The following is a 22,604-nucleotide window of genomic DNA, read 5'->3' on the forward strand; positions in this document are numbered from 1 at the left end:
CAGGCAACGGCCAGGATGGGCATTTCAGTTTACTGCAGGCGCGGGGAGCCGCTTCTCATTTTTCGTCACTGTTGTAGCAATGCGGGCAAGATACCTCGTAGACATATTCCGGCGCCAGTTGCTGGCGCGGCGTGACGACGGCGCGGCACACAAAACATTGCACGGTTTCCGTCGGTTCCAGTTTCGGGTTCAGGGCCGTGCGGTAGTCGAAGACGAAGCAGTCGCCCGTGTAGTGCTCGCCGCCCACTTCCTCGAAATATTTCAAAATGCCGCCGTCGAGCTGGTACACGCTGTCGTAGCCGATTTCCTTCATGTGGATGGCGGCCTTTTCGCAGCGGATGCCGCCCGTGCAGAAGGTGACGACGGTCTTGCCTTCCAGTTCGTCCTTGTGGGCGGCGGCCACGGCCGGGAATTCCGTAAACTTGTCAATACGGTAATCGAGCGTGTTGTTGAACGTGCCCACGTCCACTTCAAAGGCGTTGCGCGTTTCCATCATGACCACCGGTTTACCCGCGTCATCGACGCCGGCATCGAGCCAGCGCTTGAGCGTATGCGCGTCGACGGACGGGGCGCGGCCCAGTTCCGGCTTGATCAGCGGCATGCGCATGGTGATGATTTCTTTTTTCAGCTTGACCAGCATGCGCTTGTGCGATTGCTCGTTCGACAAGCTTTCCTTCCATTCCAGATCGGCCAGACGGTCGTCGCTGCGCACCCAGGCGAGGAAGCTGTCGATATGCTCGCGCGTGCCCGACAGGAACATGTTGATACCCTCCGGTGTCAGCAGGATCGTGCCCTTCAGTCCCAGCGCCAGGCATTGCTCCTGGTACAAGGGACGCATGGCTTCCGTATCGGCCAGCGTAATGAATTTATACGCGGCGATATTGACAAACGTGGCGGCCGGCGGGCAGACGGTGGCGGAAACGGCGGGTGTTGCTGGGGTGATGGCTTGCATGATGGCGATCGGCTTAGACTGAACAGCCGATATTATAAGCCCGACAGGCCAGGCAGGATACCCGGTCCGTACGCGCGACGCGGTAGAATAGACCCCATTGAATTTTGCACGAAACGGTACACAGGATGGAAATGGTAATGCAAGAGGCCGGCGCTCCGGCAGGTTCACCGCAAGCCCCGCAAGGGCCCGCATTTGTCCACTTGCGCGTGCATTCGGAGTATTCGATCGTCGACGGCCTGGTGCGCATCGACGACGTGGTCAAGGCGGCGGCGAAGGACAAGCAGGTGGCGCTGGCCGTCACCGATCTGTCGAACTTGTTTGGCATGGTCAAGTTCTACAAGGAAGCGCGCGGCAAGGGCATCAAGCCCATCGTCGGCGTCGACGTGTGGATCACGAATGACGACAACCGCGAAAAACCGTCGCGCCTGCTGTTGCTGGCGAAGAACCGCATGGGCTATCTGCAGCTGTGCGAACTGCTGTCGACGGCATGGCTGACGAACCAGTACAAGGGGCGCGCCGAACTGCGCATCGAGTGGCTGCAGGCGCTGGCGACGAATACCTACGACCTGTACCCGGGCGAGAGCGCGGCGAATGGCTTGATCGTGTTGTCCGGCGCGCATTTCGGCGACGTCGGCATCGCCATCGAGAATGGCAACCTGGCTCTGGCCGAGCGCAATGCGCAGCGCTGGGCCGAGATTTTCCCTGGCCATTTCTATATCGAAATCCAGCGCGGCGGCCAGGCCAACCAGGAAGCGCAGGTGCGCCATGCAGTGGCCCTGGCGGCCAAGCTGGGCTTGCCCGTGGTGGCCACGCATCCCGTGCAATTTATTTCCCCTGAAGAATTTATTGCCCACGAAGCCCGCACCTGTATCGCCGAAGGCGAAATGCTGGCCAACGCCAAGCGGGTAAAGCGCTTCAATGACAGCCAGCGCTTCCTGTCGCAGGCCGACATGGCGGAATTGTTTGCCGACTTGCCGGCCGCGCTGGCCAATTCCGTGGAAATCGCCAAGCGCTGCAACCTGACCTTGACCCTGGGCAAGCCTCAATTGCCGAATTTCCCCACGCCGGACGGCATGACGATCGACCAGTTCCTCGTCGCCGAATCGCAGGCGGGCCTGGAAAAACGGTTATTGCAGCTGTATCCGGACCCGGAGCGCCGCGAAAAGGAACGTCCGCGCTACGAGTCGCGCCTGAAATTCGAGACCGACACGATCTGCAACATGAAGTTCCCCGGCTACTTCCTGATCGTGGCCGAGTTTATCCAGTGGGCCAAGGAAAACGGCGTGCCCGTCGGCCCGGGCCGCGGTTCGGGCGCCGGTTCGCTGGTCGCGTATTCGCTGCTGATTACCGATCTTGATCCATTGCAATACAACCTGCTGTTCGAGCGCTTTTTGAATCCCGAACGCGTCTCGATGCCCGACTTCGATATTGACTTTTGCCAGGAAGGGCGCGACCGCGTCATCCAGCACGTCAAGGATTTGTACGGCAAGGAGGCCGTCTCGCAGATCGCCACTTTCGGTACCATGGCGGCCAAGGGCGCAATCCGCGACGTGGGCCGCGTGATGGACTTCGGCTACAACTTCTGCGACGGCATCTCGAAGCTGATCCCGTTCAAGCCCGGTAAGCCCGTGTCGATCGCCGACGCCATCGAGGAAGAGCCGCTGCTCAAGGAACGCCTGGAAAACGAGGAAGAGGTCAAGCAGCTGCTGGACCTGGCGCAGCAGGTCGAAGGCATCACGCGCAATATCGGCATGCACGCGGGTGGCGTGCTGATCGCCCCGGGCAAGCTGACGGATTTTTGTCCGCTGTACACGCAGGGCGGCGATTCGGGCGTCGTGTCGCAATACGACAAGGATGACGTGGAAGCCGTCGGCCTGGTGAAGTTCGACTTTTTGGGTCTGACCACGCTGACGATTCTCGACCGCGCCGTGCGCTACATCAAGCAGCTTGATCCCGCGCAAGCTAATTTCGATCTGGCAACATTGCCGCTGAACGACAAGCCGTCGTATGACTTGCTGACCAAGGCCAAGACCGTGGCCGTGTTCCAGCTGGAGTCGCGCGGCATGCAGGGCATGCTGAAAGATGCGCGTCCCGACCGTTTCGAAGACATTATCGCGCTCGTGGCGCTGTACCGTCCGGGCCCGATGGACCTGATTCCCGATTTCTGCAAGCGCAAGCACGGCGAACGCTTCGATTATCCCGATCCGCGCACGGAATCGATTCTTTCCGAAACCTACGGCATCATGGTGTATCAGGAGCAGGTGATGCAGATGGCGCAGATCGTCGGCGGCTACTCGCTGGGCGGCGCCGACATGCTGCGCCGCGCCATGGGTAAAAAGAAGGCCGAAGAGATGGCCGAGCACCGCGAGATCTTCCGCGCCGGTGCGGCGAAAGATGGCTTGACGGCGGAAAAGGCCGACGAGATCTTCGACTTGATGGAAAAGTTCGCCGGCTACGGTTTCAACAAATCGCACGCCGCCGCTTACGCCCTGCTGTCGTACCACACGGCGTATTTAAAGGCGCACCACACGGCCGCTTTCATGGCCGCCAACTTGTCGCTGGCCATGGACGACACGGACAAGATCAAGATTCTGGTGGAAGACTCGCTGGAAATCTGCAAGCTGACCTTGTTGCCGCCAGACATCAACGAATCCGATTACCGCTTCATGCCGAGCGGTGCGGCGCCGTCCGTGAGCGGCAAGAAAGTCACGCAGATCCGTTACGGCCTGGGCGCCGTGAAGGGCTCGGGCCAGAACGCCATCGAAGCCATCATCGCCGCGCGCGAGGCCGGTGGACCTTTCACGAGCCTGTTCGATTTCTGCAAGCGTGTTGATAAAAAGCAAATCAACCGCCGCACCATCGAGTCGCTGATCCGCAGCGGCGCCTTCGATTGCCTGAAGGTCGACCGCGCCATCCTGCTCGCATCCGTGGCCTTCGCCATGGAGTGCGCCGACCAGGCCGCCAAGGCGGCGAACCAGGTGAGCCTGTTCGGCGGCGACGACAGCGACATGGTGGCGCCGCCCGAGTACGTCAAGGTGCCCGTGTGGAGCGATAAACAGCGTCTGACGGAAGAAAAGATCGCGCTGGGCTTTTACCTGTCCGGCCACCTGTTCGATTCGTATGCGCCCGAGGCGCGCCGTTTTGCACGCACGAAATTGTCCGAACTGTCGCCGTCGCGCGAGCCGCGCATGATGGCCGGCGTCATCACGGGCTTGCGCACGCAGATGACGCAGCGCGGCAAGATCCTCATCGTCACCCTGGACGACAAGAGCGGTACCGTCGAGGTGACGGTGTACGGCGAATTGTTCGATTCCAACCGGAAAATCTTCAAGGAAGATGAATTCCTCGCCGTCGTGGGCAAGGTGTCGGAAGACCGTTTTTCGGGCGGCTTGCGCATCACGGCCGAGAGCGCCTTCGACATCATCGCCGCGCGCGTGCAGTATGGCCGCCAGCTGGGTTTGACTTTGCCCACGACGCTGGACATGAAACGCATCAGCGACGTGATCATGCCGCACCGGGCTGTGGATGGCTTGCCGATCGCAGCCAAGGTCAGCCCGCAAGGCGTCAGCTGCGTGCTGCAGTTTGGCGACGAGTGGAAAGTGGCGCCATCGGATGAATTGCAGATGGCGCTGGAGCAAATGCTGGGCGCGCAAGAGGTGGCGGTCGAATACTGACCGGCACTGCCCGGCGCGTACAGCAAAGCCAAACCGCAGGCATGCAGGTTTGGCTTTTTTCGTTTACATGTCTTTCAGGCCCGTGATCGCATAACCCTTGGCAGCGATTTGCTGGTGCGGCTGTTCGATATGGTAGTCGGGCAAGACCTGGGCATCGTCGGCCACTTCGCTGGCGCGTACTTCCAGTTGCCAGTCGGTATTGGTCACTTCTTCCGGAATGAGCTTTCCTTCCGGCACGGCGAGATAGGAAAAAATGCCGTCGTGCTCGGCCCGGCGGTAGATGTCTACGCGCATGAATGCCTCCTAGTAAGCGTTGGGGGAACCGGCGCACCGCAGTGCATGCCGATAACGCTAGCGTAACAGGATTGTGCCGCGCACGGGTTGAAGCGCGTGCGACAGGAACGGCGATGCGGAAGTGACGGCGAGCAACGACGCGAGGGCGGGCGCCGTGCGGTGGCCGGGGAGCTTCAGGCGGCAGCGGAAGCGTAGTCGTCGTCGAGATCGGCCGATAGCCCCACCTGGTTGGCAGCTGCGGCAGCGCCTGCCGTGGCGACCTGCACGGGGCTGCGATGGGCGTCGAGACCGCTACGCAGGCTGCTGATCATGGCCAATGTCAGTTCGTGGCGCTTGCGGGCTTCCGAACGTTTCTTTGAAGGAATTTCTTCCAGGGCAGGCAAGGGCAGATTTTCGCATGGCAATTCGAAGTCGCCATCCTGGCGTGCCTGGGCGCCCAGTTCTTGCCAAAGGGAATTGTAGTCGGCGAACAGACGGCTCTTTTTTGCGGCGTGATGCACGGCGCGGTTGGCGTTGCCTACAAGCACCATGGTGCGGCAGCCATGTTCATGCCCCAACTGGCGCACCAGGCGCACCATCAGGGCCTTGGGACGCATGCCATGCAGGTCGCGCGTTGCCTCGCGCACGCGGCGCAAGCCTTCCGCGCCGTGCGGACCCTGGATGCAGCCGATGCCCACGCCCATGCTGGCGCGCGCGCGGGAACCGAAAAAGGTAAACGCGACCGAGTAAAGCATGTCATCGCCATGCACCAGTTGCAGAACCATCTCGCCTTCGCGGTCCATCGGTTGTAGCGAACATAACTGCAAATGGTAGGGCGCGCCCGACTTTCCCGGCACGGTGCCCAGCCGCACCGGCGCGCGCGCCGCTTGCGCCATCAGCTTGCCCCAGCCTTGTTGCAGGATGAAATCATAGTGTTCGACCAGCATGGCGACGCGCTGGCGGCACGACAGATTCGTGCTCAGATAATGGCGGTACACCTTGTGCATCATGCGCGGATAGGCTTGCAGCAGCTCGTGGAACACGGGATGGGAATTGAGCAGCTGCAGCCAGATGCGCGTCTGCCGGCGCTGCAGCTGTGCCCGCAATTGCAGCTTGAGCAGCTCGCGCGTGCGCGACATGCCTGGCGGCATATCGGTCAAGCCTGCGTGCAGGGTGATGGTTGGTGTCATTAATTAGTTTCCATGAGGAATGTGAATGGGGCGTGGCGCCAGCGGCGCTTCAGGCGGGCGGCGGCCCGCTCATGCCGTCGGTATCGGCCAGCAATACCGTGGCGCTGCGCGTGGCGCGCGCCAGCTTGCGCGCCAGCGCGCCGGCGAAGCGGCGCTGCCAGGGGCTGTGCCGGAGGGCCGGCAGGACGATTTCGTGGCAACCGAGCAATTCAGCCGTATCGAGTATCGTAAACAGCAGCTCGCCGGCGAAAATATGGGTACTGAAGGCGAGGTGAGAACGGCTCAGGTAGAGTCCTGCCTCGTGCATCATCTGCTGCGTGGCCAGGTCCAGTGCCTGGCATGCGCTGGACCCGTGCCGGGGCAGGCCGTCGGCCTGGCGTGGCGGCGCCGGTGTCACGTGCAACAGGTTGACGCGAACCTTGATGCCCCATTCCTGCAGGCGCCTGGCATAGCGCGCGCCGTAGATGATGTCGCTGGTGCGCTTGACGGGCAGGAGCAGCAGCAAGGTATCCTGGCCCGGCATGCCGCACGCGCCCGCGGCGCTGTCGGCGGCGCGGTGGCGTTGCGGGGCAAGACGCGATGCATGCATGGCAGGGAGGATCTGGTCGGAAAATCATGTCATCTTATCCATGCCATCCCCCCCTGTAAATTGGCGAAACAGCGTACGGGTTCCCCTTATGCCGCCCCCGTTTCAATAGCGGTAGGTGACGTACACGGCACCGATCGGCGCCGTCTTGCGCTGCACGATGGGGCTCTTGGCCGCGTCGCCCAGGCGGCTCTCGACGCCGACCAGGGTATTGATACCCCAGCGCGCATCGAAGCGGTGCTCCCAGTTGATGGTGGCCTGCGCCTCATAGAAACCGCCCTTGGGCGTGTATTGCTTGAACGATGTATTGGCGGCCTGGGTGGCCGTCACGCCATACATGGTTTGCACGTACTTGCGCTCGCCCCAGCCCAGCTGGCCGCCGATGCTCACGCTGTCTTGCTGCACGCCCTTGGCATCGGCCCGGCCGTACACCTGGCCAGTCGCGCCGAAATGCACATTCGCGCCATTTTCGCGGTTCGACAGGGGAATATCGCTCGACACGCTCAGCGACAGGCCCGGCAATGGCGAATAGCCGGCGCTGAGCAGGGCGCTGGCGTTGCCCTTGACTTCGCCCATGCCCTTCAGATAATCGCTGCCGCCGAAACCGTTCACACCCGTGCGCTTGTGGTCTTCGCGCTTGCCGCGGTAGCCCAGCCCGGCGCTGTAGCTGAAGGGGCCGGCCTGGCTGCCATAGCCGATGCCGCGCGAGGTGCTGATGAACACGCCATTGGCCATGGCGTAGTCGAGGATGATCAGCGGCGAGGCCGACAGCTTGTCGGAGCCGGAGTAGCTGGATACGGCGGCGACGCCGCCGCCGATGGTGAAGACATTTTCCGCTGGCGGTTCGGCCGCCGCGGCGGCCAGCGGGTTGAGGATCATGCCGCTGGCGAGTGCCAGCGAGGTCAGCAGGGTTGTGGGTGCGTGCATGGAGTGTTCCGTCAGGTGGAGAACCGAGTCCGGAGTGGCTCGATTGACTGCGGACAGTATCGGTCCTTGCCATGAAGGAAAAATGAGCCTTTTATTAAGATTGCATGAAGAAGGCTTCTTTACCCATTCTTCAGCTTGCGGTGGTTTAATACTCACCATGAAGATACTGCTGATAGAAGACGATATGGACCTGGGCAACGGCGTGCGGATTGCCTTGCGCGACCAGGGCATGCAAGTGGTCTGGGTGCGCAGCCTGGAAGACGCGGCGCGCAGCATCGAGCACGACAGTTGCGAACTGGTGCTGCTGGATCTGGGCTTGCCCGATGGCGATGGCCTCGATTTGCTGGCCCGGTTGCGCGCGGCCCGCCTGCCGGTGCTGATCCTCAGCGCCCGCGACACGCTGGAACAGCGCTTGCGGGGCCTCGATGGCGGCGCCGACGATTACCTGGTGAAGCCCTTCGTGCTGGCCGAGCTGCTGTCGCGCGTGCGCGCGCTGGCGCGCCGCAGCTATGGCTTCGACGGCGACACCATCGAGCTGCGCGGCCTGCTGCTGCAGGTGCCCACGCGCCGTGTCAGCGTGCACGGGCGACCGGTGGAGCTGACGGCCAGCGAATATGCCTTGCTGAAGACCTTGCTGATGCGCGCCAACCGGGTCATCACGCGCCGCGTGCTGGAGGAGCATATCCTGCCCGGCGGGCTGGCCAATGCCAGCAATACCCTGGATGTGCATATGGGTAACCTGCGCCGCAAGATAGGCGAAGGCTATATCCGTACCGTGCGCGGCGTCGGCTATGTCATCGACCAGCAGGGCGAGACATCGGCCCAGCCGGGTGCCGGCGCATGATGGGGCGTTTCTGGGCCACGCTGCGCCAGCCTACCCTGGTGCGCCGCCTGATGATGGCGCAAATGCTGATGCTGACCATGGTGTGGAGCCTGGCCGTGGCGTATGTGCTGGTCGAGGGAGCGGACGAAGCGAGCACGGTGAGCCGCAGCGTCCTGCACGCCATTATCAGCGTGGCCGATAATCTGGCCGAGCAGCCGCAGCGCCAGGAACAAAGCTTGCGCGCCATCGACGCAGCCTTGCGCGAGGAGTTTGAAACGGGAAAAGTGCCGGAACTGGCGCCGCGCATCCTGGTCTGGCGCGAGGGCAAGCTGGTCTACAAGTCGCCCGATGCGCCCAGCGGCATCCGCAGCGCCGGCCCGGAACAGATGGAAGTGGTGTACATCAAGGGCCAGGCCTGGCGCAGCCGCAGCCTGGCCGAGGGCAACACGCGCGTGACGGTGCTGGAAGCGGGAGGCGCCTGGCAATTGTTCATTACGATCAATTCACGCGGTTACTACCTGCTGCCGTTGCTGATCAGCCTGCCGTTCCTGCTGGTGCCGGCCTGGCTGTCGATCCGCCTGGCCATGCGCCCCTGGCGCAAGCTGGCGCAGGAGGTGGCGGCGCGCGGGCCACAGGACTTGCGTCCGCTGGAGTTCAAGCCGCCGCATGGCGAACTGGCGGCACTGGTCGACAATATCAATGCCCTCCTGCAGCGGGTCGATGCCAGCGCTGCGCGCGAACGCAGCTTCATCGCCGATGCCACGCATGAGCTGCGCACGCCGCTGGCGGCCATGCGCGTGAATGTCGAGGCCTTGCAGGGGCAGGTACATGATGCGCGCCAGCAAGAGCTGCTGGACGGTATCTTGAACAGCGGCAACCGGGCCGCGCGCCTGGTGGGCCAGCTGCTGCAGCTGACGCGCAGCGAAGTGCAGGCGGGCGCGGGCGAACTGCCGCGGCGGCAGGCGCTCGATACCTTGTTGCAAGACCGCCTGGCGGCGCTGTCCGGCCTGGCCCAGGCGGGCGAGATCGAGCTTGAGTTGCAAGCCAGCATCTCGCTCAGTGTGCCCGGACAGCGCGAGAGCCTCGTTTCGCTGATCGACAACCTGGTGGAAAACGCCATCAAGTACAGTCCGCGCGGCAGCAGCGTGACGGTGTCGCTGCATGCGGAGCGGGGCCAGGCCGTGCTGCATGTGGCCGATCAGGGGCCGGGCATTGCGCCGGCGCTGTATGACCGCGTGTTCGACCGCTTTTTCCGCGCGCCGCAGCAGGCGCAGCCAGGCAGCGGCCTGGGCTTGTCCATCGTCGCTTCCGTCGTGCGCCAGCACGGCGGCACGATTCAGTTGCACCGCGGTAATGGCGGCCTGGGTTTGCTGGTGGAGGTGCGCTTGCCGTTGGCCGAGGCCTGATCGTGCTGGCAGCGCTTGCGATATTGCCTGAAAATTATTTCATGTGCTTATAACGCAAGATGGCATGGCGTGGCGCACGCTTGCGATGCATAATGCGGGACAGTTAAAAAAACACCGTTATGCACCCATTCCTGTCCCGCTACTTGCCGTATCCCGCCTTTGTCGGCCTGTACCTGCTGTTTGACTGGGCGACGTATATCGACCCGATGTACGGGCTGAACATCACCCCGTGGAATCCCGATCCCGCGCTGGGCCTGGTATTTTGGCTGATCCACGGCCGCAAGGCGGCACTGCCGTGGTTTATTGCCCTCGTGGCTGGCGAGGTGCTGGTGCGCGGCATGCCGGCAGGCCTGCCCTTGACCTTGCTCTGTTCGGCGTGGCTGGTGCTCGGCTATGGCGGTATCGGCGCGGCACTGCGCTGCAGTTTCAGCAGCAGCGATATCTTCGACAACCGGCGCCGCCTGAGCGCCTGGGTGGGGATCGTCCTGTCTGGCACCGTGCTCAATGCGCTCGGCTATATTTCCCTGCTGTCGCTGACGGGGCGCATCCCGGCTGGCGAATGGGGGACGGCCGTATGGCGTTTCGGCATCGGCGACACGGTCGGCATGCTGGTGTCGATGCCGCTGATCTGGGTGCTGTTCAGCGAGCGGGGGCGCGAACGCCTGCATGCCGCCGTCTGGCGCTGGGAAACCCTGGCGTATCTGGCCCTGGCCAGCTTCGTGCTCTGGAGCGTTTTCGGTTCCATCGTGCGTTCCGAATACAAGCATTTCTATTTCCTGTTTCTCCCCGTGATCTGGGCTGCCTCGCGCCAGGGCTTGCATGGCGCCATGCTGGCCGTGTTTGTATTGCAACTTTGCATCATTACCCTGGTGAAATGGACGCATGCGGTCGATATCCAGTTTTATGAATTGCAGCTGCTCGATGCCGTACTGGCATTGGTGGGCTTTTTTATCGGTATCGTCGTCGATGAAATGCGGCAAGTGGCTGACGAACTGAAACACACGATGCGCCTGGCGGCTGCCGGCGAGATGGCGGCCGCGCTCGCGCACGAGCTGAACCAGCCGCTGACGGCCTTGTCGACCTATGGCAAGGCGTGCGAATACCTGCTGGAACGGGGCGAGAAAGGCGCCTTGCTGCAAGGCGCCATCGGGCACATGATCGTGGAATCGGGACGCGCCGCGGACGTGGTGCGCCGCTTGCGCGACTTTTTCCGTACCGGCGCGATGCAGCTCGAAGCGGTGGAGGCGAGTGCCTTGATCGCGGGCATGGCGCGCCAGTTCACGCCGCTGTTCCACGAGCATGGCATCGAGCTGGTGCTGGCGCCGCCGTCGCCGCTGGCCGTCAATGCCGACCGCCTGCAAATCGAACTGGTGCTGCGTAATTTGCTGGCCAATGCACAGGATGCGGTGATGGGCCAGCCGCGCGGCCAGCGCCGCATCACGGTGTCGGCCGAGCGCCTCGAAGGCGGGCGGTTGCGGCTGTCCGTGGAAGATAGCGGGCCCGGCATTTCCAATAGCCTGGCGGCACGCCTGTTCGAACCGTTTGTCTCGACCAAGGCCAGCGGCCTGGGACTGGGGCTGGTGCTCAGCCGCAGCATCGTCGAAGCGCATGGCGGCCAGCTTTGGGCCGAAGTGGGCAAGCATGGCATTTTTCGTTTTATCCTGCCCCTGGCGCGCGCCAGCGCGGCCGCTACAGGAGAGTATGGTGACAAGTAATTTGACGGTGTTTATCGTGGACGACGATCCCGCCGTGCGCGATGCGCTGGGTTTGCTGTTGGGCATACGCGGCTACCGCACGGCCCTGTTTTCCTGCGGCGAGGATTTCTTGCACAGCTGGCGGCCCGACTGGGCCGGCTGCCTGCTGGTCGATATCCGCATGTCCGGCATGGATGGCCTGAGCCTGCAGCGCCGCCTGCTGGAGCTCGATTGCATGTTGCCAATTATTATCATTACGGGACATGGCGACGTGGCGCTGGCACGCCAGGCATTCAAGGCGCAGGCCAGCGATTTCCTGGAAAAGCCGTTTGACCACGACAAGCTGCTGGCCGCCATCGAGGAAGCGTTTTCGCGCGAGGCGCATGCGCGCGGCCAGTTGCAGCATCAGGTGGCGGGGCAAGCCTTGCTGCGCACCCTGACGCCGCGCGAGCGCGAAGTGATGCAGCTGGTGGTGACGGGCCAGCACAACCGCGATATCGCTCCGGCACTCGGCATTTCCGTGCGCACGGTGGAAGTGCACAAGGCGCGCCTGATGGACAAACTCGGTGTGGATAATGTGGCCGACCTGGTGCGCATCAGCATGCTGGGCACCGGCTAGCCGCGCTAGAGCCGTCTAGGCGATGGTCTGCAATACCTGATCGACCGAGATCGCCTTGACCCAGTCGCTGCGCCGCGCCACCGTGATGACGGTGCTGTTGGCGCTGTCGAAGGGAGCCCATTCCGGATTCTTCTTGCGCATCAATGCCACCACGGGCACATGCACGGCGTTCGCCAGGTGCATGATTGATGTTTCCACCGAAATAATCAGGTCGCATTGCGCCAGCATGGCCGGCAGCTGGAAGAAGTTGTCGACGGCGCTGAAGGCGTGTGTACGCGGCAAGCCATGCGCCTGCACGACGGCATTCACCTTGGCCAGTTCCTGCGGCATGGCATTGATCAGGAAGCAGGCATGCTGCCATTTCGGCATCGTTTGCATGCGCGCGATCAGCTCGGCAATGCGCTCCAGCGGCCAGCCGCGCTTGTGTGACTTGGCAAACGGGTTCAGGAGTACGAGAGGACCCTGGCGCGGGGCAAAGCCCCAGGCGGCCAGCTGCTCCTGCGCCTGCTGCAGTGCGTGCTCGGGGATGTGCACGAAAGGGTAGCGTTCGGCCACGGGAATGTCGAGTCCCGTCAATTGATGGAACCAGTCCGCATAGACGCTGCTGATATGGTGCTCGCCGGCATCCTGTCCCGCATACGATGCCAATACGGCATCGATCTTGCGGTAGGCCAGGTAATGCCAGGGGCGAAGCGGGCTGAACGGTTTGCGCGTGCCGATCACCAGCCCGTTCGGGCTGATTGCGCGCGCAAGATCCGCATATTGCTGTGGCCGTACGTGGGCCAGCGAGACGACGACAGGATAGTGCTCCGCCTTGGCCTCGCGCAGCGACTCTTCATAGAGCGCGGGGCTGTAGGTCTTGCGGTATACCTTGGCGAACAGGCCCGACTGCTCTACCCAGTCGTACAGCGAATAGGTGCGCAAGCCTTCCCATTGCCTGGCATCGGACGTGCGGCGTACTTCGTCGACCCACAGGTGGATCTGAATATGAGGGTAGGCCGCGGCAAAGGCGCGGAAACCATTTTGCAGGTAGGTAAAGTCTCCCAGCGCCAGATGGGCGATGAAAAGAATTTTGTCCGACTTTTGTAACAGTTCGGCGGGAATCAAAGGCGTCATGTATCAGTACGATTTCAGGTATTCATTCGATGGTGTCAAACCACTTGCTGGGAAAATTGCAGGCGATGCAGATTGGCATACGCGCCGTCGGCATCCAATAATTGCTGATGACTGCCGGTTTCCATTATTTTCCCATGTGACAATACCACGATACGGTCCGCGCGTTCAATTGTAGATAGTCGATGAGCAATAACTAATGTCGTTCTGCCTTGCATCAGGTGCTCCAGCGCTGCCTGCACGGCCCGTTCCGCCTCCGTATCCAGTGCCGAGGTGGCTTCATCGAGGATCAGGATGGGAGCATCCTTGTAGATGGCGCGGGCGATGGCCACGCGCTGGCGCTGGCCGCCGGACAGGCGCGAGCCGTTGTCGCCCAGGCGCGTTTCCAGTCCGTCGGGCAAGCCATCGATGACGTCCGACAGGAAAGCGGCCGCGGCGGCCGCTTCGACGCGCTGCCGGTCCGGCGCCGCATCGCCATACGCGATATTGGCGGCCAGGGTATCGTCGAACAACACCACCTGCTGGCTGACCATGGCGATCTGGCTGCGCAGGCTGGTCAGGGCGATGTCGTCAATATTCTGCCCATCGAGCAAGATTTCACCGCTGCTGACTGAATAAAAGCCGGGCAGCAGGCTGACCAGGGTCGATTTGCCGCCGCCGGACATGCCGACAAAGGCGACGGTTTGTCCTGGCGCAATGTTCAGGTCGATATGTTGCAGGGCTGGTTCCTGATGTCCGGGATAGGCAAAGCTCACATCCTTGAACTCGATGCGGCCTTTGCTGCGGCCGGCCAGCGGCTTGCCACCCGTGCGTTCCGGCGTCTTGTCGATCAACTGGAAGACTTCCTCGGCGGCGGCCATGCCGCGCTGCAGGGGACCGTTGACTTCGGCCAATTGCTTCAAGGGCGTCAGCAGCATCAACATGGCCGTGATGAAGGAAACAAAGCCGCCGACCGTGATTTGCCCCTGTTCCGACTGGAACAGGGCCATGACGATGACCAGGGCCACGGCGGCGGCCGTGATCACCTGGGTAATGGGCACGGTGGCGGAAAAGGTCGTGGTCATGCGCATGCTGTAGCGGCGCAATTGCTCGGCACGCTCCTCGAACCGGGCCTTCTCGTACTGCTGGCCGCCGAAGATCTTGATCACTTGCTGCGCGCGCGTGGTTTCCTCGATGACCTGGGTCAGTTCGGCGTTGACGGCCAGCGAGTCGCGGTTGAGTTTTTTCAGGCGCTTGCCCGTGGTGCGCACGACGATGGTCAGCACGGGCAGCAGCACCAGGGTCACCAGGGTCAGTGCCCAGTTCAGGTACAGCAGCCAGGCCAGCAGGCCCAGCACGGTCAGCGAGGAGCGCACGATCGAGGTAAATACCTTGGTCACCATCTCGATGATTTGTTGCACCTCAAACATGATGGAGTTGATGACCTTGCCCACCGTGTGCGTGTTGTAAAAGTCGATAGGCAGGTTGAGCATGCTGACAAACATCCTGCGCCGCAACTCGTTGAGGATGCGCGTGGATACATAGCTCATCAGGTAGCTGCTGGCAAAGGTCGAGGTGCCGCGCATGGCAAAGATGCCGATGACGATCAGCGGCACCAGCCAGAAGGAAAAACTGACCTTGCCGCCAAAACCATTGTCGAGCAGCAACTTGAGCGCATATGGCAACAGTGGTTCCGTCGCCGCCGTGACGACCATCGCCAGCAGGGCCAGGGCCAGGTGTTTTTTATAGGGCGCGTGCAGCGCGGTGAGGCGCTTCAGGTCGGGCGTGAGCATCGGTATGGTTCCTTGCAAGGGACAGCAAAAACGGTCAGGCGGAAAACGAGCTCAGGCAAGGCGTTCTTGCTGGCGCAACATGGCCCACAGTATCACCATCGGGAAGGTCAGCATGATGATGCCGATATTCAGGGTTAGCGAACTCGTCGTCAGGCCAAAAATCATGTAGCAGGTGCATAGCACCACGCCGGCCAGCGCATAGGGCTGGGCTGCGGGGGCACTCTGGCGCAGGGCGCGTGCAAACAGGAGCAACGGCACGAGGAAGAGCGCCAACAAGGCCATTACGCCGATGATGCCGCGCTTGACCAGCGTATCGAGGTAGTCGTTGTGGGCATTGGTATGCCGGCGTATGGCAACGTTGGCCTTGCCTTCATCCACCAGCATCGATTTTTGTTCCATGTAACCGTTGCGGCCCAAGCCTGTCCAGGGGCGTTGCTGGTACATGTCTATCGCGGTGCGCCACATTTCCATGCGCTGGCCAATCGACGTGGTCACATTGTCGCTGTCCTGGAACTGTTTGATTTCATTGACAGCCACTTCCACGCGCTGGGGCATGCGGGAGTTGGGAAGTGTATAGGCAAGCAGGAATGCCGCCAGCAGTGCACCGAGCAGAGCGGCCAGATAGCGTGCGCCGCGGCCCTTCGAATAATAGTATGAAAAAAGGCAGCCACAGGCGGGTAACACCAGCCAGCCGCTGCGGCTGCCGCTGATGACGGATCCCAGAATGCCGGACAGGCCACCGGCTAGCAGGAGCAGGCTCCATGCCAGGCGGTGGCGCTGCTTACTTGCCCATCCCATGCCACATAGGGCTAGCATGCCAAGCAGCATGCTGACATTGCCATAGTGGATGGCATTACTGGTTGCCGCTTGCGGGCGGTATACATCGAGTGCGAAAAATTGCCAGGAAGCCAGAGCCGTACCACTGATGGCGCCGATGACCAGGCCGCTCCACCATGCCTCCGGCCGGGGTGGGTATGCCAGCAGCAGCAGCAGCACTGGTGCGGCCAGCAGGGCACGCAGGGGAATGTCGAGTTCGCGCGCCGGATCGGCGTGATAAAGCATATTGGCCGTAAAAATGGCGAAATACAGTAGCAGTGTACCGAGCATCAGATAATCCCGGCGTTGCAGGTTCAGGCGGGGGCGTTTCCATAGCAGCCAGCTGCTTGCGAGCAGGAGCACCAGTGCACCAAGGGAATATCCGCTATTGACAGCCAGCGCCAATGCAAAAAAAAGAAAAACAGAAACAGAAGTCAGGCCGAGCATGAATATCCTTGTTAACGCATGTTGTCGCCACAATGGCAACTGTAGCAACATAAAATAGCCGCCATTGTAATCGAAGGTTCATGCCAAAACGCTCGCATGATATGTGCTTATTAATAACGATTTGACCGTATCCAAGGGCAGAAACGAAAAAACCATGGTTTTTAGCCATGGTTTTTTTGTAAGCAATGGTAACTTGCTGTTATTTTGCTAAGGCAAGAAAGTCCTTGCCATGCGCATCAGGCTGTCGCGGGCACGCGCGTCGCCACGCCCGTGGCGATCGCTGCTTGCGATACGGCAGGCGCGACCCAGCTGCGCAGGCGTTCATCGAATGGCGATGGAATCAGTTGCAGCGGCGTCAGCGCGCTGCTTTCGTGGCCTGGCAATGGCTCCTTGGCCAGTGCGGCGATGGCGCGCACGCAGGCCAGCTTCATTTCTTCGTTGATGGTGGTGGCGCCCACGTCGAGCGCGCCGCGGAAGATGTACGGGAAGCACAGCACGTTGTTGATCTGGTTCGGGTAATCCGAGCGGCCCGTGGCCACGATGGCGTCGTCACGCACGGCATGCACCTTCTCAGGGGCGATTTCCGGATGCGGATTGGCCAGGGCGAAGATCAAGGGCTTGGCGGCCATCGATTCGACCATCTGCGCGCTGACCACGCCGCCCTTCGAGACGCCGATGAAGATGTCGGCGCCGACCATGGCGTCGGCCAGGTCGCGGTCGCTCGTGTCATTCGCGTAGCGCGCCTTGTTCTCTTCCATGCTGGCATCGCGGCCAGGGTAGATCACGCCCTGGCTGTCGCAGACCTTCAGCAGCGATTTGTTCAGGCCCAGCGAAACGAGCAGGTCCAGGCAGGCGATCGACGCCGCGCCGGCGCCCGAGACGGCCACTTTCACGTTACCGATATCCTTGCCCACCAGTTCCAGGCCATTCAGGATGCCGGCCGCGACGATGATGGCCGTGCCATGCTGGTCGTCGTGGAAGACGGGAATGTTCATGCGCTTGCGCAATTGCTGCTCGATGTAGAAGCAGTCGGGTGCCTTGATGTCTTCCAGGTTGATGCCGCCGAAGGTCGGCTCCATGCGCACCACGGTGTCGATGAACAGGTCGGGATCGTTTTCGGCCAGTTCGATGTCGAACACATCGACATCGGCGAACTGCTTGAACAGGCAGGCTTTGCCTTCCATCACGGGTTTGCTGGCCAGCGGGCCGATGTCGCCCAGGCCCAGCACGGCGGTGCCATTGGTGATCACGGCCACCAGGTTGCTGCGCGAGGTGTAGGTGCCGGCCGTGCGCGGATCTTCCACGATGGCTTCGCAGGCGAAGGCCACGCCCGGCGAGTACGCCAGGGTCAGGGCACGGGCGTCGCCCAGCGGTTTGGTTGGCGTGACGGAAATCTTGCCTGCACGGGGTTCCGCGTGATAGGCGAGGGCGGCTTCTTTCAGGTTGAAGGTTTCGCCGTTCTGTTCGGCGTGCTTGCTGTGCGAAGTAGACATAGGAATTCTTGGAGGGGCATACAAGGCCCGAGTGGTCAATCCGAGCCATGGTATGCAAGCGTTTGCACGCTGTCAAGGCTGGATTGTGCTTAAGTCGACCAAAACCGCTTTGAGCAACGGCATTCTTTCAATGCAAGCGTTTGCTCGGTTTTTGACGGAGTGGGGATTTTTTGCGATAAAATCACGGTATTGCGATCCGGGAAGCCCATGACAAACAAGAACCCCACCTTAAGCGACGTCGCGCGGGCCAGCGGCGTGCACTTTTCCACCGTCTCGCGCGTGATGAACCCGGCAACGCGGCAAATGGTCAGCGCCGAGGTGGCCGCGCGCGTGCTGGCCGAAGCGGGCCGGCTCGGCTACCGGCCGAACCGCGCCGCCTCCACCCTCGTCACGCGCAAGTCGCGCATCATCGGCGTGGTCTTGCCCGACATCACGAATGCCGTTTTCCCGCCGATCCTGCTGGGCATCGAGGAAGGCTTGCGCAAGCATGGCTACCTGGCCATCGTCGCCAACGTGGGCGCCGACGAGGAGGAACAGCTGTTCGTCATCAACCGCCTGCTGGGGCAGCAGGTCGATGGCCTGATTTTGGCTACCGCACGGCGCGACGATCCCGTCATCAAGATGTGCATCGACCAGAATGTGCCTGTCGTCACCGTCAACCGCAGCGACGAGACGGGCGTCGCGTCCTGCGTCGTCAGCGACGACGTGGTCGGCATGCGACTGGCCGTGGAACACTTGCTGGCGCTGGGGCACCGCCATATCGCCCACATTGCCGGTCCGGAAAACCTGTCCACCGGCCACGTGCGCCGCCTCGGTTTCCTGGCCGCCATCCAGGCCAGCGAACTCGATCCCTCGCAGGCGTTCGTGTTTGAAAGCAGCGGCTATTCGCGCGAATGCGGCAAGGCGGCCCTGCTGGAACTGCTGCGCCAATCGCCGCAGACGACGGCCGTGGTGACGGGCAGCGACCTGGTGGCCATCGGCTGCTACGACGCCATCCGTGAACTGGGCTTGAGTTGCCCTGAAGATATTTCCGTGGTGGGCCACAACGACATGCCGTACATGGACATGATCCGTCCGCCCCTGACCACCATCCGCATCCGCCACCATGGCATCGGCACGGAAGCGGCCCGGCTGATCCTGCAAACCATAGCCTCGCCCGATTCCCCGGTGCTCGACGTACGCCTGAAACCCGAACTGGTGGTGCGCGAATCGACGGCCGCTCCCAGGGGCTGATGCCGCGCCTGGGGCCGCGCCGCCGCAAGGTGGTACACTGGCGCCCCTCAACGTATTTTGCCCCTCCATCGCCATGACCAAAACCAACACGCCTTCCCCCAAACGCCGCGAAGAGGGCGCTGTCAAGCTGACCGTCAATCCTTTCCTCGATGCCGAGTTTTACGCGCGCATGCGCGACTACACGGAGCGCGATGCGGCCATCATCAAGGAATTGAAAGCGATCGCCGAGATCCGCGCCGGCAACAAGCAAGCCGATCCCCGCCTGGCGCCGTCGTTGCAAGCATTGCGCGATACCGTCAAGAAGGGCTTGAGCTTTGGCGAAATGCTCGAGCGCATGGCCGCCGGCAAGGAAAAAGGCTTGTGGGAACCGTGGATGACGACCTTCGGCATCGAGATCCGCGCCGTCAACTACGGCGCCGGCCCGCGCAACGCCTGCCTGGTGCTGGACCTGGCCGCCAACGCGCCCGCGCACGCCATGTTTGCCAAGGCGGGCATCCAGAACTGGCGCAGCCTGGCGGCAGACGACTGCTCCGTCGTGCGCTCGGAAAAAGCCACGGAAACCACGCCCTTGAAAGTGTATGCCGTGTTTTACCTGGATCCGCTGCCCGCCTGAACCAGCAGCACCAGCGCGAGTACGATCAGCACCACGCCCGACAGCCGTTCCAGTGACGGCAGCGCGCGCGCAAAGCGCTGCCGCAGGGCGGTGCTGCCGATGGCCAGCGCCACCGTCATATCCCACGCCAGCACGGCAAAGACCATCCACGCGCCATACGCCGCCATCGCAGCGGGACTCGTCTGCCTGCTGGCCAGCACGGTGGCCAGGCTGACATAGAACAGCGCATTCTTCGGGTTCAGGATGGCGGAGACAAACCCCATCACGATACCGCCGCGCCAGCGCGCCTTGCCGCTGGCGGGCTTTGCATCCAGGCTGCTCTTGCCCGCATGGCGCAGGAACAGCCAGCCCAGGTGCAGCAGATAGGCGCATCCTGCCAGCCGCACCACCATGAATGCCGTACTGCCTGCCCGCAGCACCGATAGTCCGCCAAACGCCGCCACGATGAACACCGCATTGGCCACGGTGATGCCCATGCAGGTGCCGGCGGCGCCGCGCCAGCCGTGGGCCAGCGAGGTGCGCGCGATCAGGAAAAAATCGGGACCGGGCGACAGCAGGGAAAGAAAGTGGGCGGCGGCGATGAAGAGAAAATCCTGCATGTAAGTCGGCTCCGGCAATGGCGATGCGCGAGTATGCCGGGGCTGGCGACAGCCTGTATTGAAGAAAATTGCAGGTGTTCTAGCCGCCCTGGCCGCGATAGCGCCCCGGCGTGATGCCTGCATGCGCCTTGAAGACGCGCTGGAGATGGCTCTGGTCGGAAAAACCCAGTTCGCAAGCGATGTCCGCCAGTGCGTTACCTGCCTGCACGCCGTCGCGCGCGCGATTGACACTCAGATTCAGCTGGTAGGCATGCGGCGTCATGCCGGTGGCGGCGCGGAAGGCGCGGATCAATTGGTAACGGCTCATGCCGGCCAGTGCGGACAAGGACTCCAGGCTGGCCAGGGGCTGTTCCTGCAGCGCCTGCAGTACCTGGCGCAGCTGCGCGGGGATGCGAGCCGCGCGCGAGGGCAAGGAGGTCGCTCCGCTGGCACTGGCGCAGGCGTGCAGGAAGGCCAGCAGCGCGGCTTGCTTCTCGGCCGGGGGCGCGGGCGAGAACAGCAGCGCATTCATGGCGCAGAACTGCGCGTACAGGGCAGGATCGTGCAGCACGCTGGCGCTGTCTGTGCAAAGCGGGGGGATATTCGCCTGTAGCCACTGCGCATCGAGATGCAGCATCTGGTAGCTCCAGACGGCGTCAGGCAGGGGATTGCAGGCGTGCACGCAGCCGGCCGGCACCAGTACCAGGCTGCCGGCGCGCAGCGCTGCCTGGCGGCCGTGGCTGCCCGTAAACACGCTGCTGCCCGCGTCGACGGCGCCGATGGAAAACGTGGGATGGCTGTGGGGCTTGTAGCACGCCCGGCTGTGACAGGCGCGCCGGCTTTCCACGTGGGGGAGAAACGGGTCGCGCCAGAAGGCGGTGGTGCCCGGCATGACTACATCAAAATCACGTCGTACTGCTCCTGGTGGTAAGCATTCTCCACCTGCAGCGAGATTTTTTTGCCGATGAAGTCACCGAGCATGGCCAGGTGCTGCGATTCCTCTTCCAAAAACAGATCGACCACTTCCTGTGAGGCGAGGATGCGGAATTCGCGCGGGTTGAACTGTTTTGCCTCCCGCAGCAGTTCTCGCAGGATTTCATAGCAGATCGTGCGCGAGGTCTTGACTTGTCCCTTGCCGGCGCAGGCGGGGCACGGTTCGCACAGGATGTGGGCGAGCGACTCGCGCGTGCGCTTGCGCGTCATTTCCACCAGGCCCAGCGGCGAGAAATTGCTCACCGAGACTTTGGTGCGGTCGCGCGACAGGGTGCGTTTCAGTTCGGCCAGCACGGCGTTGCGGTGCTCGGCGTTGTCCATGTCGATGAAGTCGAGGATGATGATGCCGCCCAGGTTGCGCAGGCGCAGCTGGCGCGCGATGGCGTGCGCCGCCTCCAGGTTGGTCTTGAAAATCGTGTCGGCGAAGTTGCGCCCGCCCACAAAGCCGCCCGTGTTGACGTCGATCGTGGTCATCGCTTCCGTCTGGTCGACGATCAGGTAGCCGCCCGATTTCAGGTCGACGCGGCGGCCCAGGGCGCGCAGGATTTCTTCTTCCACGCCGTACAGGTCGAACAGGGGGCGCTCGCCCGTGTAGTGCTGTAATCGCGTCAGCTCGCTAGGGGTGTAGATTTCCGCGAATTCGCGCAATTTCACGTAGTTTTCGCGCGAATCGACCTGGATGGTGGCCGTTTCATCGCCGACGAAGTCGCGCAGCACGCGCTGCGCCAGGTTCAAATCCTGGTGCAGCAGGCTGGTGGCGGGGCGCGTGCGCGCGCCGTGCGTGATGGTGCTCCAGGTCTTGCGCAGGTAGTCGACGTCAGCCTTCAGGTCCGCGTCGGAGGCGTCTTCGGCCATGGTGCGCACGATATAGCCGCCCTTTTCGTCGGGCGGCAGCAGGCTTTGCAGGCGCACGCGCAGCTGTTCGCGCTCCGCTTCCTTTTCGATTTTCTGCGAGATGCCGATGTGCTTGTCTTGCGGCAGGTACACCAGCATGCGCCCGGCGATGGAAATCTGCGTCGACAGGCGCGCGCCCTTGGTGCCGATGGGGTCCTTGATCACCTGTACCGTCAGCACCTGGCCGTCGAAGAGGATTTTCTCGATCGGCGCCGGCGTGGCGTTCTGGCCGTCGTGGCCGCGCGCTTCCCAGATGTCTGCCACGTGCAGGAAGGCGGCGCGTTCGAGGCCGATGTCGATGAAAGCCGACTGCATGCCCGGCAACACCCGCACCACTTTGCCGGAATACACATTGCCGGCCAGGCCGCGCGTGAGCGTGCGCTCGATGTGCAATTCCTGCACGGCGCCCTGCAGGATGAGGGCGACGCGCGTTTCTTGCGGCGTGATATTGATCAGGATGTCTTCGTTCATGGGGGCGCGGGAGTGGAGGCAACGAATGACATCATAC

At 62.5% G+C, this 22,604-nt stretch carries 18 protein-coding genes and 1 pseudogene; 7 read left to right on the forward strand and 12 right to left on the reverse strand.

What is annotated here, in order from left to right:
* Nucleotides 1-55: 55 nt before the first annotated feature.
* Complete coding sequence (locus tag AC07X6_RS19115; protein ID WP_230539883.1) at nt 56-952, reverse strand: sulfurtransferase; 897 nt, start codon at nt 950-952, stop codon at nt 56-58.
* Nucleotides 953-1,077: 125 nt separating this feature from the next.
* Here AC07X6_RS19115 and dnaE point away from each other — a divergent pair, with 125 nt between their 5' ends.
* Nucleotides 1,078-4,626, forward strand: a complete 3,549-nt coding sequence (dnaE, locus tag AC07X6_RS19120; RefSeq protein WP_442908059.1) for a DNA polymerase III subunit alpha — start codon at nt 1,078-1,080, stop codon at nt 4,624-4,626.
* A gap of 63 nt (nt 4,627-4,689) precedes the next feature.
* On the opposite strand, the gene AC07X6_RS19125 is transcribed toward dnaE, so the two are convergent.
* The 4 genes from AC07X6_RS19125 to AC07X6_RS19140 form a co-directional block, all read right to left on the reverse strand.
* Nucleotides 4,690-4,920: a DUF6139 family protein gene (locus AC07X6_RS19125; RefSeq protein WP_230539881.1), complete on the reverse strand. Its 231-nt coding sequence runs from the start codon at nt 4,918-4,920 to the stop codon at nt 4,690-4,692.
* Between the two features lie 173 nt (nt 4,921-5,093).
* The gene (locus AC07X6_RS19130) at nt 5,094-6,089 is read right to left on the reverse strand and encodes a VirK/YbjX family protein (RefSeq protein ID WP_230539880.1); all 996 of its coding nucleotides are present in this window, start codon (nt 6,087-6,089) and stop codon (nt 5,094-5,096) included.
* A 49-nt stretch (nt 6,090-6,138) separates the two neighbouring features.
* Entirely contained in the window at nt 6,139-6,678 is a 540-nt protein-coding gene (locus AC07X6_RS19135) for a universal stress protein (protein ID WP_494792026.1), read from the reverse strand.
* A gap of 102 nt (nt 6,679-6,780) precedes the next feature.
* Nucleotides 6,781-7,602 (reverse strand): MipA/OmpV family protein, encoded by an 822-nt coding sequence (locus AC07X6_RS19140; protein ID WP_494792027.1) that lies wholly within the window; start codon nt 7,600-7,602, stop codon nt 6,781-6,783.
* 157 nt (nt 7,603-7,759) lie between these two features.
* Here AC07X6_RS19140 and AC07X6_RS19145 point away from each other — a divergent pair, with 157 nt between their 5' ends.
* From AC07X6_RS19145 to AC07X6_RS19160, 4 genes are all read left to right on the forward strand, one after another.
* The gene (locus AC07X6_RS19145) at nt 7,760-8,446 is read left to right on the forward strand and encodes a response regulator (protein ID WP_230539877.1); all 687 of its coding nucleotides are present in this window, start codon (nt 7,760-7,762) and stop codon (nt 8,444-8,446) included.
* Complete coding sequence (locus AC07X6_RS19150) at nt 8,443-9,831, forward strand: ATP-binding protein (protein ID WP_474292651.1); 1,389 nt, start codon at nt 8,443-8,445, stop codon at nt 9,829-9,831. Before AC07X6_RS19145 ends, AC07X6_RS19150 begins: the two co-directional genes overlap by 4 nt.
* Before the next feature lie 119 nt (nt 9,832-9,950).
* A complete protein-coding gene (locus AC07X6_RS19155) occupies nt 9,951-11,546 on the forward strand; it encodes an ATP-binding protein (RefSeq protein WP_230539875.1) in 1,596 nt (531 codons plus the stop codon).
* Nucleotides 11,533-12,144: a response regulator transcription factor gene (locus AC07X6_RS19160; RefSeq protein WP_230539874.1), complete on the forward strand. Its 612-nt coding sequence runs from the start codon at nt 11,533-11,535 to the stop codon at nt 12,142-12,144. Before AC07X6_RS19155 ends, AC07X6_RS19160 begins: the two co-directional genes overlap by 14 nt.
* 15 nt (nt 12,145-12,159) lie before the next feature.
* Here the strand turns inward: AC07X6_RS19160 and AC07X6_RS19165 are convergent, their stop codons facing one another.
* The 4 genes and pseudogenes from AC07X6_RS19165 to AC07X6_RS19180 form a co-directional block, all read right to left on the reverse strand.
* Nucleotides 12,160-13,260, reverse strand: coding sequence for a glycosyltransferase family 9 protein (locus AC07X6_RS19165; RefSeq protein ID WP_494792028.1), 1,101 nt, complete (start codon nt 13,258-13,260; stop codon nt 12,160-12,162).
* A 35-nt stretch (nt 13,261-13,295) separates the two neighbouring features.
* A complete protein-coding gene (gene msbA, locus AC07X6_RS19170; protein WP_494792029.1) occupies nt 13,296-15,029 on the reverse strand; it encodes a lipid A export permease/ATP-binding protein MsbA in 1,734 nt (577 codons plus the stop codon).
* A gap of 51 nt (nt 15,030-15,080) precedes the next feature.
* Entirely contained in the window at nt 15,081-16,292 is a 1,212-nt protein-coding gene (locus AC07X6_RS19175; RefSeq protein WP_230539871.1) for an O-antigen ligase family protein, read from the reverse strand.
* A 254-nt stretch (nt 16,293-16,546) separates the two neighbouring features.
* Nucleotides 16,547-17,785 (reverse strand): annotated as a pseudogene (locus AC07X6_RS19180) (malic enzyme-like NAD(P)-binding protein); the annotation flags it as partial.
* 207 nt (nt 17,786-17,992) lie between these two features.
* Here AC07X6_RS19180 and AC07X6_RS19185 point away from each other — a divergent pair.
* On the forward strand, nt 17,993-19,018 hold the full coding sequence (locus AC07X6_RS19185) for a LacI family DNA-binding transcriptional regulator (protein ID WP_230539870.1): 1,026 nt from the start codon (nt 17,993-17,995) through the stop codon (nt 19,016-19,018).
* A gap of 73 nt (nt 19,019-19,091) precedes the next feature.
* Entirely contained in the window at nt 19,092-19,631 is a 540-nt protein-coding gene (locus AC07X6_RS19190; protein ID WP_494792030.1) for a hypothetical protein, read from the forward strand.
* On the opposite strand, the gene AC07X6_RS19195 is transcribed toward AC07X6_RS19190, so the two are convergent.
* From AC07X6_RS19195 to rng, 3 genes are all read right to left on the reverse strand, one after another.
* Nucleotides 19,607-20,230, reverse strand: a complete 624-nt coding sequence (locus AC07X6_RS19195) for a LysE family translocator (RefSeq protein WP_494792031.1) — start codon at nt 20,228-20,230, stop codon at nt 19,607-19,609. The genes AC07X6_RS19190 and AC07X6_RS19195 overlap by 25 nt on opposite strands.
* Nucleotides 20,231-20,309: 79 nt before the next feature.
* Nucleotides 20,310-21,101, reverse strand: a complete 792-nt coding sequence (locus AC07X6_RS19200; RefSeq protein ID WP_494792032.1) for an AraC family transcriptional regulator — start codon at nt 21,099-21,101, stop codon at nt 20,310-20,312.
* 2 nt (nt 21,102-21,103) lie between these two features.
* A complete protein-coding gene (gene rng, locus AC07X6_RS19205; protein ID WP_086143927.1) occupies nt 21,104-22,567 on the reverse strand; it encodes a ribonuclease G in 1,464 nt (487 codons plus the stop codon).
* Between the last annotated feature and the right edge of the window lie 37 nt (nt 22,568-22,604).

This window comes from Janthinobacterium sp. GW460-12-1-14-LB5 (assembly GCF_059423585.1).